We start from the raw sequence: 12,622 nt of genomic DNA, 5'->3' as shown, positions 1-12,622 counted from the left end.
GCGCCTCAGAGCGCGATCAGTCGCAGGGCGAGCGCCTGGGCGACCGCGTGGCTGCGGGAGTGGACCGACAGCTTGCGCATGCAGTTCTTGACGTGGAAGTTGGCGGTGTTCTCGCTGATGCCGAGGATGATGCCGATTTCAGCCGCCGTCTTGCCGCGGGCCGACCAGGACAGGCAGTCGCGTTCGCGGCCGGTCAGCCGCGGCGGCTCTGCGGCGGGCAGGCTGCTCTCCACCCCCCGCAGCTGGACGATGCGGTCGTTGCAGTAGAGCATGAACATGCTGAGCGGGAAGCGGACCCGCTCGACGGTGCGGGCGAACTCCTCGGCCGTACCGGTCCAGAACAGCGTCGTCAGCGCCGACACCGGCGACCCCGTCCGCGACACGCCGTGGAAAGGGATCGTCAGCCCGTCGCGATAGCCGTGATCGGCGGCGAAGCCCATCACCCGAGTGATCGCGTCGGACATCGCCGGGTCCAGCGTGCCGGATCTCAGCCCATCGACCGCTTCGCTCCAGGAAAAGGCGACGTTGGATAGCTTGGCCGTCTGGGCGACCGGGTCGATCTCGTACAGGCGCTCGTCCGAATAACCGGCGATGAAGTCCTCGCGCGCCGTCGTCAGGTAGAAGGGGGTCGCGACCTCGCACCCCGGCTCGCCGATGCCGCGGATGTCGAGGTGGCTGAAGCCTGAAAAGCCGGTGCGGTCCGCAACCTCGTTCATCAGTCGGACGACGTCGCCGATCGTCATGCAGGAATTCAGCCGCCCGATATCGTCGAAGAACATGTTCGGCATGCTGTGCAGGCTCCTCCATCATCCGGTCTTTCCCGGCGTTTCGTTCCCGGTCCCGGCCCGCTGCCGTCCGGCGGGTGGGTGGGCTTGCCAGATCTCGCCCTACCAGATCTGGTAGTCGCCCTTTGCGGGAAAAATGCTTACAGGAATATGCCGAAAGCCGCAGTTGCGGCATTTCAACTCACCCTCGTGGGTATCGGTGCCACGAACTCAACGAATCGGCTCCATCCTGCGGTTTGTCGGCCGCAAGATGGACGAAAGCAATGCAGGGATGCAGCGGTGATGCCGGAATGGACACTGAACTATATGCGCTGAAAGCCATCGACGAACTAGGCAAAACTAATAGAAACAGCCCATCACTGGCCATCGATGACCGTTCAAGATTTTGCTGATGAACGGGACCACCACGACCAGGGGCGCATCAAGACTGAAGTTGCGACAACGGGACGCATTTTAATCTGCATATTTGTTTTTGACTAAAATGGTTGCATTTCGCACCATCCGCAAGTTGCGGATGCAATTGACAAAGAAGCCGAGAATTGAGTCGGACAATTCCAGAACGTCCCATTTCCCGACAGACGGGGACCCGAGGGCCCGCCACACAGGGGGTCTTCCCGCTTGTCCGGCGATCCTGCCGCACCCTCCACCCGCTCCCGAATTGACCGGGCCCATCCCGGAAGGACACGCGATGCCGATCAGCACCGCCGGCCGCGCCGGCATTCTTCTCGCCCTGGCCTGCAGCCTGCCGCTGCTGGCGTCCTGCCAGACCGTCCGCCGCCCCTATCCTGAAATCTATGTGCCGTCGGCGATCTATGCCCAGCAGCGCGGCTGGCTGGTCGAGCGCTACACCCCGACCAATCCCGGCGCCGTGCCCTATTGCGTCGCGTCGAAGCAGTCGCCGGCGCAGGAACTGGCATTCATCGCCACCCGGACCAACACCGGCCTGTCAATGAACAAGACGGGCGTGCCGGTGATGGCGACGGCGACCTATCCGATCGAGATCGTGTTCGACAGCGGCAATGTCCATCATGTGCAGGCAAAGCCTGGCGGCTTCGGCATGCTGATCGCGCCGCTCGGCGGACCGGAGGTCGGGGCGGTGCTGTCCCGCTTCGCTTCGGCCGGCACGGTGGCGCTGGCGGTGCCGGGCCTCGGCATCCGCAAGCTGTACGATCTGGACGGGTCGAGCTGGGCCATCGGCAAGCTGTCGGAGTGCATCGGCGCGCCGTCGCGCACCAAGCATGCGCCGACCAAGCCGGCGCCCGGGTCGGTGCAGTCCGGCGGCCCGTCGCCGTCGGGTAAGGCGCCGTCGGCCGGCCCGGCCCCGCAGCTCGAAACCATCGCGCCCGAGACGCCGGCTTCCGCCTACAGCCCGGCTCCGGCTCCGGCCCAGTCGCCTGCCCCGGCGGCCCCGGCTTCCGGCGGCATCGACCTCGACATGCAGATCGACCAGCCCATCGACCTGGACGAACCGAAGCGCTGATCCGTCCGCCAACGGAATGGCGGCTGCAATGGCGGCGGTCCGATGGGGGAACTCGGATCGCCGCCCACCAAACGGAATGGAATGGGGGTATTCATGGAAGGTTCGGTTCTCACCTTTAACGAGGCGGCGCAGGAAGGCCTGATCCGCACGGCGGAAGGCAAGCGCTTCCGTTTCGGGCGCTCCGACTGGAAGGACAACTCCGTGCCGTCCGCCGGGCTCAGCGTCGACTTCATGGCGGAGGAGGACTTCGCCCGTGACATCTACTGCCTGAAGGGCGGCGCCTCGTCGCTGGACGAGGCGTTCGGCAAGGCCAACACGGCGCTGCAATCGGCTTTGAAGGGGGCGGCCTTGAAGGGGACGACCCTGAAGGGTGGCCCTGGCCTGTCCGAACATCCGGTGGTCAAGCGGCTGAAGGCGGCACCGGTGCTGTCCTGGTCAATCCTGATCGTGCTGGGCTGCATCCTGCCGCTGTTCGGGCTGATGGGCGATTCGATCTCGATCCTGTCGATCGGCAAGATCGTCAACACCATCACCGACAGCGCCCGGCTGTTCGGCGGCTTCTCCGGCCGCCCGACCAGCGTCCCGGTCCAGATCTACCTGCTCTATCTGCTGTACCTGATCCCGCTTTCGGCCGCCTACAACGTCTATGGCGAGGTCACCGGCAAGCCGCAGAAGGCGGCGCAATGGGCGGCGGCGGTCCTTCCCTTCGTGATGACGCTGCTTCTCCTGACCGACGACATCGGCCGCCGGGCGCTCTTCGACTTCGTGCGCTTCGGCTATTTCGTCCTGATGGCCGGTGCCGCCGGGCTCGGCTGGCATCTGGTGATGGAGCGCAAGCGCACCTGACGGCCGCCTTCGGGCCAATCGCGCGGAAATACGCCTGACCCGGACGCCGCCCCGTCGTGGGCGGCGACGGACATGCAGTGGGGATGTCTCGTGAAACAGCTATTGATGCCGCCCCTGGCGCTCGGCCTGCTGCTCTCGCTCGCCTCGGCGGCGGGTGCGGCGGAAGACGGCCGGCGCCTCGCCTTTTCCGGAGCCCTGAAGGTCGAGATCCTCGCCGACGGGCCGTCCTGGTGCGCCGACCGCGCCGCACTCAAGGTGGTCGCCGAGGACAGGGGACTGTTCGCGACGGACGACTTCGCATCGCTGGTCCGCCGCATCGGCTCCATGGTCCTGCCGAAGGAATGCCCGGCCGCCGGCCGCGCCGCGCTCGTCGGGGTGGAGAAGGCCAGCGGCGCCGTCGTCTGGCGCGGCGAGGCCACCGCGGCCAGCGACTGGACGGTGGTGGCCGCCGGACCGTCCACGCCCGCGCCGGTCCTCCAGCCGGCACTTGCTCCGGCACCCGCTCCGGCAGCCGTGCCCGCCCAGCCCGTTCTGGAGATCGGCAAGAACTATCCCGGCATGCTGCTTCTGCTTCTGCGGCGGAACGCGACGCTGGCGGCGGATACCGGAACCCTGTCCTGGTGGGCCGGGCACCGCTTCAACCGCGAGTACCAGCAGGTCCGCTATCAGGAGTTCAAGCTCCAACCCCTTCTGGAGCGGGCCAAGGCCGATCTGTCGGCCGCCATCGGCCATGCCGATCCCGACCGCGTGACCATCGTCTACCGCACCGAATTCCAGCCCTACGACTTCGCGACCCAGCGTTTCCCGATCACGCAGAAGATCACCTCGCTGTCGGTCCAGCCCAGCTGGTGCTGCGTCGACTCCAAGCTGCCGAACAACATCACGGTCGAGGTCGACGGGCTGGACGCCATCGCCGGCATTCCGATGGACCGCGGATCGGCGCAGTCCTTCGCCGAAGGGCGCACGAGCTACGGGTCGGTCGACCGGACGCTGATGATCGGCGCCACGCTGAAGATCGACCCGGCCGGCTTCAAGTCCGACGGCTGGCGCGGGACGACGACCTCGGCGAAGCTGGAAAGCGCGGTCATCTATGCCGACCGCGATGCCACCACCGTGCTGTACCGCTTCGACGAGCGGGCGCTGGCGGGCATGTTCGCCGAGCGGGACGCCCGCAAGGCCGCCGCCGCCAAGGCGGAGCAGGAGCGCCAGCGCGAGCAGGAGCGCCAGCGGATGATCGCCCAGCGCGACCAGGACATCCGCACCCTGGCCTCCCTGCCGGCCGGCGCCCGGCTGGCCAACCTGATGCAGCCCGGCCGGATCGAGTATGGCGCCCGGCTGAACAGCCTGCGCGACGCCCGCGCCAATGCCCTGCTCCAGGGTCAACCGGTGGCCGTCACCATGCTGGTCCAGGCCGGTGCCGGCGGGCGGAGCGGCGTCGACACCAGATGGCCGGGCAAGCTGCAGGTCAGCGTGCCGGAGAACGGGCCGGAGCTGAAGACGGACGGCTGGTACGTGGTCCGCGGCGAGCTGACGGTCCCCGAAGGCGGCGACACGCTGCCGCCGGCCACGCTGGAAGCGGCGGCCGTCCACGCCTGCGCCAGGGCGGAATGCGCCGACGCGGCGGACGCCACCTTCATCGTCGACCAGAAGCTCGCCGCGGCGGGCCTGTCCAAAGGAGCCTTCTGATGAAGGTCAGCAAGAAGCTCGTTTCGGCGCTCGTCCTCGGCGCCCTGGTCGTGGCCGGCGGCGGCTGGGTCCTGGCGAAGCAGCATGCCACCGCCCAGGCCCGCGATCTGGTCGACGGTTTCCTGATCCGCGAAGGGCTGAACGGCCGCGTCAGCTATGCCGACCTGTCGGCATCGCCCTTCGGGTCGGTCAGCCTGCTGGGGGTGACGGTCACCCTGTCGCCGGATGCCGTTGTCCGCGCCACCAGCGTGGACGTGTCCGACATCGCCCTGCAGAACGGCGAGGTCCGCAAGGCCCGGCTGTCGGCCAGCGACGCCGACGTGCCGGTGCTGGCGATGGCGCGGGCCAACCGCTACAACCCTGTCCTGCGCGACCTCGTCAGCCTCGGCTACACCAGCCTGCGCGGCGACGTCTCGCTCCTGCTGGACTACGACGACCAGCGGCAGTCGCTGTTCGTGGAAACCAGCGGCAGCGTGCGGGATGCCGGCGGCTGGAACGCGCGGCTGCGGGTGGAGGGGGTCGACCCGGCGATGGTGGCGACCGCCCGCCGTCTGGCCTCCGGCAGCTTCAACCCGCTGGAACTGATGGGCGCCGCCACCCAGAACATGGACATGCTGTTCCGCGTGGCGCTGGCCGAGGCCGACGTGACGGTCGACAACAGCGGCGTCCGCCGCCGCGAGCGCGAGATCGTGGCCACCGACTTCCCGCCGAAGGAGGACCCGTCCGCCCAGCGCCGCCCGCCGCTGGACCCGACGGCGCTGATCCGCGCCGGCATGGCGCCGGAAGCGGCGAGGATGTCGGCCGTCGCCATGGGCAACTGGGTGAAGGACGGCGGCAAGCTGCGGGTGGCGACCGGGCTGCCGCGGCCCGTGCCGATGTTCAAGCGCGGCGGCCCCTTCTCGCCGATCGAGCCGATCTTCGATTCCCCCGAAGGCTTCCTGGCCGTGACCAAGGCGACGATCAGCAACTGACCGGCAACCGCCGGCCTGCATCCACGGGTGACCTCATGATGATCGGGCATTTCCTCAAGGCGGCGGCGCTGGGCATGGTGGCCGCGTCGCTGGCCGCCCCGGTGACGGCGGGGGCCGCGGCGGCGGAAGGTCCGTCGGCCAGGGTTTCCGCCGCCGACCTGCTGATCGACCCCGCGGGGCTGCGCGGCAGGTCGGTCGAGGTGAGCGGCGCGGTCGCCGCCTTCGCCAACATCTTCCAGATGCAGGACGAGCGGTCGGGGCAGGGGATCCAGTTCTCCAGCAACGACCGCAACATCCGCGCCTTCCTGCTGAACAACTGCACCATCCGCAGCGACAGCGAGCCGCTGAAATGCGACGGCCAGCTGACCGGGCAGGTCGGCGCCGGTCCCTTCCTCGACCGCATCGATTCGATCGCCCTGCGCGCCCGCGCCACCGGCGAGCGGGTCCAGTGGCCGGCCGCGGCGGTTCCGCAAGTGGTCGCCCGCCCGCCCGCCGGCCCGTCCGCCATCCCGCAAACCGTCCCGGTCCCGGCGCCTGCCGGGGACCGTGCGCTGGTGGACGACGCCACCATCGCGGATCAGGCGGCGAGGATCGCCCGCCTCTACAAGACCGGGGGCCTGAAGGGGCTGGAGCGCGAGGTTACCGCCTGCAGCCGGGAGGCGACGGCCGACACCCCGTCGCTGCCGCGGGTGCGGGCCTGTTTCGCCGCGGAGATCGCGTCGGCCATCGTCGCGATCCCGCAGACCGATGGCCGCAAGGGAATTCCCGGCCTGCTGATACGCTCATCCTACGAAGAGCGGTTGAAGGACCAGCTCGACACGCTCGGTGTCGTAGGCGCCGACCGTCCAGCCGTGCTTGCCGGCATGGTCGCCCGCGTCACGGCGGCGCTTCCCGCCGAACTGCGGCCGAAGGCGGGAAAATTCACCTTCCCGGGCGCCCATGCGGCGGCCGACGGCGTGGCGAACGGCGTGCCGCTGCAGGGCGATCCCGCGGTGAAGGGCGAGGTCTATGAGGGGATGACCGACGGCGCCGACGGCAGCCTGTTCCTGCGTGAGAAGGGCAACGGCGGCTATTTCGTCAGCATGGGCATGGGGTCCCGCAACTGCGCCGGCAGCATTCGCGGCCATGCGACAGTCCACGGCAACAGCCTGATCCTGCGCCTGAAAGAGGTGGCGGACATGCCCGACTGCGTGCTGACCGTGCGCAAGTCGGGACGCACGGTCACCGTGTCGGAGGAACATTGCATGGGCTTCCACGGCGCGTCCTGCGCCTTCGACGGGACGCTGACCCGCAAGCAGTGAGCCGGCCGGGGCAGGCGGTCCTTTACCCCGCCGGCACCAGCACGTCGGCGCAGATCGCCCGCACCACCTCGGCGCGGTCGGCCGCGGCGCCGGGGGCGAGCAGGCCCTGGCCGAAGGCGAAGGCGTAGAACAGGTAGGCGCGGGCGAAGGCCTGGTCGGGGGGCAGGCCCAGCGCCACGAACAGGCCGGCGACGCTGTGCAGGCGCTCGCGGTCGACCTCGGCGATCACGCTTTCCGCCTCCGGCGCGCGGCGGGCCCAGTCGCGCACCGCCAGTTCTATCGCCATGCCGCGCGGCTTGCTGCCGCCGTAGAGCGCCAGCAGGTCGCGCAGCTGCTGTGCCGGCTCGCGGCCGTCCAGCCGGGTCTGTTCCTTGATGGCGGCGATGCGGCCCGTCTTCCAGCTGTCGAGCAGGGCGTTCATCAGGTCGGTGCGGTCGCGGAAATGCCAATAGAAGCTGCCCTTGGTCACCTTCAGGGCCTTGGCCAGCAACTCCACCCGCACCTTGTCGACGCCGCCTTCGGCCAGTGCCGCGAAGGCGGCGGCCAGCCAGGATTCGCGGTTCTTCGTCTTGGATTCCATACCCGTCCTTCGCGCTTTCCGCCGCCCTGGCCCGCTTCCACAACTCCGGTGGCGATCTATACCCGAAAAGGAGGGCCGCTGACTATTCGCCCTGCTGCATCTGGATCGCGTCGGACGCCCGGCCGCGATAGTGGATGTTGCCGTCGGCGTCGAGGAAGGCGCGGTCGCCGGTCAGGTAATAGCGCCGGCCGTGGCGGAAGCGTTGGGCGGTGCGCTCCGGGTTGTTGGCGTAGGATTCGAACCAGAACAGCGGGGAATGGTCGACGTCGATGGCGATCTCCCCGGCGCCGCCCACCGGTGCCTCGCGCCCGTCGGGATCGAGGATGACGACGCGGAAGCCCGGCATCGGCCGGCCGAGCGAGCCGCTGGGCGGCTGGACCGCATCGCCGTCCTCCGGCGCGTCGGAGTCGTAGCGGCCGATTCCGTCGGGGTCGTACCTGTTGACGATGAAGATGCCGGTCTCGCGCTGGCCATACTGGTCGAGCAGCGGGACCTTCACCGTCCGGTTGGCCCAGGCGATCAGGTCGGGCGGCAGCGGCTCGCCCACCACCGACAGGATGCGCAAGGCGAACTGGTGCGACACGCCGGGATCGGCGCCGTGCCAGGCGCGGATCTGCGACGGCGCGGCGGTCAGGTTGGTGACGCCGAACTTGGTCAGCATACGGTAGCCCTGCCGGACGTCGTAGGGACCGTCGCAGAAGATCGTCGTCCGCCCCAGCAGCAGCGGCCCGACCAGACCGTAATAGGCGCCATAGGCCCAGCCGGGATCGGCCATGTTCCAATAGATGTCGTCGTCGCGCAGATCGAGGCCGATGCGCATGTACTGCTCGATCCCCGACAGCGCCTTGACCGGCAGGGACACGCCCAGCGGCGTCGGTTCGGATTCCGACGTGTAGATCAGGGCGAAGGCGTCGCCTTCGCGGTAGCGCGCCACCTCGGCCAGCGGGGCGGCCTCGTGCAGTGACGACCAGAAGGGCACGGCGTCGGGACCGAAGGCCTCGTCACCCTCCACCGTCACCACCGGGCGGGTGTTGTCGCGCGGCACCTTGCGGCGCAGGAAACCGTTGGTGACGATGGCGCGCGCGTCGCTGTCGGCCAGCCGGTAGGCGACGGCCGATGCGGTGTAGGTGGTGAACAGCGGCATATAGACGCCACCCAGCCGCCAGATCGCCAGCGCGGTGATCAGCAGCTCCGGCCCCTTGGGCAGCAGCACCGCCACCCGGTCGCCCGGTCCAACCCCCATGCCGGCCAGCACGGTGGCGAAGCGCGCCGAATCGCGGGCCAGCCGGGCGAAGCTCAGCTCCGTCGTCTGGCCGGCCACGCTTTCATGCAGAAGCGCCGCACGCGCGCCGTCGGCGGCGCGGACATGGCGGTCGCACAGCAGCGTCGCCAGCGCGATGGACTCGCCGCGGTATTCCGCACGCAGGAAGGCCGAGGGCCGCACCATCAGGGCGGGTGGCGGGGGTGGCGCCGGCGGGGAGGACGCGATTTCCGGCGGCTGGGGCGGAGCAGGGGTGGGAAGCGGGTCGGCAGGAGGGCGGTGGCGTAGCGCCGCCAGATCGCCCAGCGCCATCAGATCGGGACCCAGGTGATAGCGCTTGCTGCGGGCGTCCTGCTCCACCAGCCCGTCGCGCGCCAGCGCCATCAGCAGCCGGTGGGCGGTCGCCTTCGACAGCCCGACCCCGGTCATCAGGTCGGCCAGCCGCGCGCCGCCGGTTTCGGCGTCGGCGACCGCGCGCAGCAGGGCGATGGCGCGTTCCAGGCTCTGGGTGCCGCCCGCCGCATTCGGAGCGGCCGGAGAGGCGGCGATGTCGGCGTGACTGTTCATGAGGTCCATCATATGGACCGTGCGGCGCCTTATCACAACAAAAAACATGCACTGGCGGAATGTCAGTGTTGAAAACAGACGGAGGCTCGGTATATAGTCGGGAAGTTGCTCATGAAACGGTCCACAATATGGACCTCGCCGGCCACCAAGAGCCGGATCGTGACCCCGAGAAGCGGTACCAACTAGCAACGGAGGAGGAAATGTCCGGCGCGCCCGTCGCACCACACCCCGGCCCTGGCCAGAATTCCCCTGGCCAAAATTCGCCCACCACCCAGGCGGAGACCATTTTCGAGGCTCGGGGCGTCAACCTGCGCTTCGGGGGCGTCCATGCGCTGACCGACGTCAGCTTCGGCATCCGCAGGGGCGAGCTGTTCTCGATCATCGGTCCCAACGGGGCCGGCAAGACCTCCATGGTCAACTGCATCTCCGGCCGCTACCGGCCGACCGACGGCAAGGTCTTCTTCAAGGGCCGCGACGTGACGGGGATGACCCCGAACCATCGCGCCTCGCTCGGCATCGGCCGTACCTTCCAGAATCTGGCGCTGTTCGGGCACATGACCGTGCTCGACAACATCATGGTCGGCCGCCACCACCTGCTGAAGAACAACTTCCTGACAGGGTCGCTCTATTGGCTGACCGGCGCCAGGAAGGAGGAGCTGTCCCACCGCCGCGAGGTGGAGGAGATCATCGACTTCCTCGAAATCCAGCATGTGCGCAAGGCCACCGCCGGCACGCTGTCCTACGGCCTGCGCAAGCGGGTGGAGCTGGCCCGCGCCATCGCGCTGAAGCCGGACCTGATCCTGCTGGACGAGCCGATGGCCGGCATGAACCTGGAAGAGAAGGAGGACATGGCCCGCTACATCGTCGACCTGAACGAGGAGTTCGGCATGACCGTGGTCATGATCGAACACGACATGGGCGTGGTCATGGACATCTCGCACCGGGTGATGGTGCTGGAATTCGGCAAGAAGATCGCCGAAGGCAAGCCGGAGGAGGTTCTGGCCGATCCCCGCGTCCGCCGCGCCTATCTGGGCGAGGACGACGAGGAAGAGGCGCCCGCCGCCGCAGTTCCTCCGGCCCGGAAGGAGGTCGCGTGATGTCGAGCCTCAATCTGCCCGATCTTGTCGCCAACGACACCCTGCCGAAGCTGCTGTCCCTGCATGCCCGCGAGCATGGCGGCGACATCGCCATGCGCGAGAAGGATTTCGGCATCTGGCGCACCTTCACCTGGAGCCAGGTCCATGCCCGCGTCCGCGCCTTCGCGCTGGGCATGACCAAGCTCGGCGTCGTGCCGGGCGAGGTCGTCGGGCTTCTCGGCGACAACCGTCCCGACTGGGTGATGGGCGAGATCGCGACCCATGCGGTGCGCGGCTACAGCCTGGGCATCTACCGTGACGCGCTGGATGAAGAGGTCGCGTACCTCATCACCTATGCCGACGTGAAGGTGGTGTTCGCCGAGGACGAGGAGCAGGTCGACAAGCTGCTGAACCTCGCCGACCGTCTGCCGACGCTGCAGCACATCATATATTCCGATCCGCGCGGCATGCGCAAATACCACGACCCCCGCCTGATGCCGGTCACCGATCTGGTCCGGATGGGCGAGGAGCTGCATGCTCAGCAGCCTGACCTGTACGACCGCATGGTGGCCGCGACGAAGGGTGAGGAGGTCGCCGTCCTCTGCACCACCTCGGGCACCACGTCGAACCCGAAGATGGCGATGCTGCCGGCCGGCCGGCTGATCCGCCATGTCGCCAGCTACCTGTCCGCCGATCCGAAGGGGCCGGAGGACGAGTATGTCTCGGTCCTGCCGCTGTCCTGGATCATGGAACAGGTCTATGCCGTCGGCATGGGCATGGTGTCGCGGATGCGCGTGAACTTCGTCGAGGAAGCCGAGACGATGATGCACGACTTCCGCGAGATCGGGCCGACCTTCGTGCTGTTCGCCCCGCGCCTGTGGGAGCAGATCGCCGCCGACGTGCGCGCCCGCATGATGGACGCCTCGCCCTTCAAGCAGAAGATGTTCGACCTCGGCATGAAGCTGGGTCTGGAGGCGCTGGCGAAGGGGCAGCGGTCGGCGATGGCCGACGCGATCCTGTTCAAGGCTCTGCGCGACCGGCTGGGCTTCACCAACCTGAAATCGGCGGCGACCGGCGGTGCGGCCTTGGGGCCGGACACCTTCAAGTTCTTCCAGGCGCTGGGCGTGCCGCTTCGCCAGATCTACGGCCAGACCGAGACGATGGGCGCCTACACCGTCCACCGCGGCAACGACGTGGATTTCGACACGGTCGGCGTGCCGTTCGACGGCGGCATCGAGGTGAAGGTGATCGACGCCGACCACAACGGCGTCGGCGAGATCGTCACCCGCCACCCCAACATGTTCGCCGGCTATTACCGGAACGAGAATGCGACCGTCGCCGACATGCGCGACGGCTGGATGCACACCGGCGATGCCGGGTTCTTCGACAAGAAGGGCCATCTGGTCATCATCGACCGCATCAAGGACATCGCCACCACCGCCCAGGGCGACCGCTTCAGCCCGCAATACATCGAGAACAAGCTGAAGTTCTCGCCGTATGTGGCGGAGGCGGTGATCCTGGGCGACAAGCGCGACTATCTGTCGGCGATCATCTGCATCCGCTTCCCCATCGTGTCGAAATGGGCGGAGAAGAACCGCATCGCCTTCACGACCTACTCCGACCTGTCGTCGAAGCAGGAGGTCTACGACCTGCTGCGGGCCGAGGTGGAGCGGGTGAACCAGACGCTGCCGGAGTATCAGCGCATCTCCAAGTTCCTGCTGCTCTACAAGGAGCTGGACGCCGACGATGGCGAGCTGACCCGCACCCGCAAGGTGCGCCGCGGCGTCATCGGCGAGAAGTACGGCACCATCATCGACAGCATCTATGCCGGCCAGCCGAAGATCGACGTGGACACCACGATCGCCTTCCAGGACGGCACCAAGCAGCGCATCCGCACGACGCTGACCGTCATCGACCTGGCTCCGACCGCCGCGGTGAAGAAGCCGCAGCCGGTTGCGGCGTAACGCCGATGCAAACAGGAAAGACCCCTCTCCCCCCCGGGGAGAGGATGGGTGAGGGGGATCCGCTTGCCGGACGCTCCTCGCCACGCAACCCCCTCACCCTAACCC

Annotated in this window: 10 protein-coding genes; 7 read left to right on the top strand and 3 right to left on the bottom strand. The window is 68.2% G+C overall.

The features are described from left to right. Nucleotides 1–5: 5 nt before the first annotated feature. Nucleotides 6–788, bottom strand: a complete 783-nt coding sequence (locus ACCD06_RS26675; RefSeq protein WP_413344700.1) for a LuxR C-terminal-related transcriptional regulator — start codon at nt 786–788, stop codon at nt 6–8. A 685-nt stretch (nt 789–1,473) separates the two neighbouring features. Between ACCD06_RS26675 and ACCD06_RS26670 the strand changes: the two genes are divergently transcribed. The 5 genes from ACCD06_RS26670 to ACCD06_RS26650 all read left to right on the top strand — a co-directional run bounded on the left by ACCD06_RS26670 (nt 1,474) and on the right by ACCD06_RS26650 (nt 7,069). Further along, nucleotides 1,474–2,265, top strand: a complete 792-nt coding sequence (locus tag ACCD06_RS26670) for a hypothetical protein (RefSeq protein WP_413344698.1) — start codon at nt 1,474–1,476, stop codon at nt 2,263–2,265. 93 nt (nt 2,266–2,358) lie between these two features. Then, nucleotides 2,359–3,111: a hypothetical protein gene (locus ACCD06_RS26665; RefSeq protein ID WP_109075112.1), complete on the top strand. Its 753-nt coding sequence runs from the start codon at nt 2,359–2,361 to the stop codon at nt 3,109–3,111. Nucleotides 3,112–3,201: 90 nt separating this feature from the next. Then, on the top strand, nt 3,202–4,797 hold the full coding sequence (locus ACCD06_RS26660) for a DUF4852 domain-containing protein (RefSeq protein ID WP_146205437.1): 1,596 nt from the start codon (nt 3,202–3,204) through the stop codon (nt 4,795–4,797). Beyond that, on the top strand, nt 4,797–5,768 hold the full coding sequence (locus tag ACCD06_RS26655; protein ID WP_109075110.1) for a hypothetical protein: 972 nt from the start codon (nt 4,797–4,799) through the stop codon (nt 5,766–5,768). Before ACCD06_RS26660 ends, ACCD06_RS26655 begins: the two co-directional genes overlap by 1 nt. 35 nt (nt 5,769–5,803) lie before the next feature. Then, on the top strand, nt 5,804–7,069 hold the full coding sequence (locus ACCD06_RS26650; protein ID WP_413344695.1) for a hypothetical protein: 1,266 nt from the start codon (nt 5,804–5,806) through the stop codon (nt 7,067–7,069). 22 nt (nt 7,070–7,091) lie between these two features. Here ACCD06_RS26650 and ACCD06_RS26645 read toward each other — a convergent pair whose 3' ends face one another. After that, on the bottom strand, nt 7,092–7,649 hold the full coding sequence (locus tag ACCD06_RS26645) for a TetR/AcrR family transcriptional regulator (RefSeq protein WP_413344693.1): 558 nt from the start codon (nt 7,647–7,649) through the stop codon (nt 7,092–7,094). Between the two features lie 82 nt (nt 7,650–7,731). Beyond that, entirely contained in the window at nt 7,732–9,477 is a 1,746-nt protein-coding gene (locus ACCD06_RS26640) for an AMP-binding protein (protein WP_413344691.1), read from the bottom strand. A 200-nt stretch (nt 9,478–9,677) separates the two neighbouring features. Here ACCD06_RS26640 and ACCD06_RS26635 point away from each other — a divergent pair, with 200 nt between their 5' ends. Both ACCD06_RS26635 and ACCD06_RS26630 read left to right on the top strand, forming a co-directional pair. Then, entirely contained in the window at nt 9,678–10,574 is an 897-nt protein-coding gene (locus ACCD06_RS26635; RefSeq protein ID WP_199232159.1) for an ABC transporter ATP-binding protein, read from the top strand. Next, nucleotides 10,574–12,517, top strand: coding sequence for a long-chain fatty acid--CoA ligase (locus tag ACCD06_RS26630; protein ID WP_413344689.1), 1,944 nt, complete (start codon nt 10,574–10,576; stop codon nt 12,515–12,517). Before ACCD06_RS26635 ends, ACCD06_RS26630 begins: the two co-directional genes overlap by 1 nt. The last annotated feature ends 105 nt before the right edge of the window (nt 12,518–12,622 follow it).

This window comes from Azospirillum sp. CT11-132 (assembly GCF_047302835.1).
GTDB lineage: Bacteria > Pseudomonadota > Alphaproteobacteria > Azospirillales > Azospirillaceae > Azospirillum.
The sequence above is the reverse complement of the archived record's forward strand: the minus strand, read 5'-3'. Positions and strand labels throughout refer to the sequence as shown.

What these genes read in the sequence shown, in the direction of transcription:
- ACCD06_RS26645 (WP_413344693.1), bottom strand. Translation starts at nt 7,649, where the DNA reads ATGGAATCCAAGACGAAGAACCGCGAATCCTGGCTGGCCGCCGCCTTC.
- ACCD06_RS26655 (WP_109075110.1), top strand. Translation starts at nt 4,797, where the DNA reads ATGAAGGTCAGCAAGAAGCTCGTTTCGGCGCTCGTCCTCGGCGCCCTG.
- ACCD06_RS26635 (WP_199232159.1), top strand. Translation starts at nt 9,678, where the DNA reads ATGTCCGGCGCGCCCGTCGCACCACACCCCGGCCCTGGCCAGAATTCC.
- ACCD06_RS26670 (WP_413344698.1), top strand. Translation starts at nt 1,474, where the DNA reads ATGCCGATCAGCACCGCCGGCCGCGCCGGCATTCTTCTCGCCCTGGCC.
- ACCD06_RS26630 (WP_413344689.1), top strand. Translation starts at nt 10,574, where the DNA reads ATGTCGAGCCTCAATCTGCCCGATCTTGTCGCCAACGACACCCTGCCG.
- ACCD06_RS26650 (WP_413344695.1), top strand. Translation starts at nt 5,804, where the DNA reads ATGATGATCGGGCATTTCCTCAAGGCGGCGGCGCTGGGCATGGTGGCC.
- ACCD06_RS26665 (WP_109075112.1), top strand. Translation starts at nt 2,359, where the DNA reads ATGGAAGGTTCGGTTCTCACCTTTAACGAGGCGGCGCAGGAAGGCCTG.
- ACCD06_RS26675 (WP_413344700.1), bottom strand. Translation starts at nt 788, where the DNA reads ATGCCGAACATGTTCTTCGACGATATCGGGCGGCTGAATTCCTGCATG.
- ACCD06_RS26640 (WP_413344691.1), bottom strand. Translation starts at nt 9,477, where the DNA reads ATGAACAGTCACGCCGACATCGCCGCCTCTCCGGCCGCTCCGAATGCG.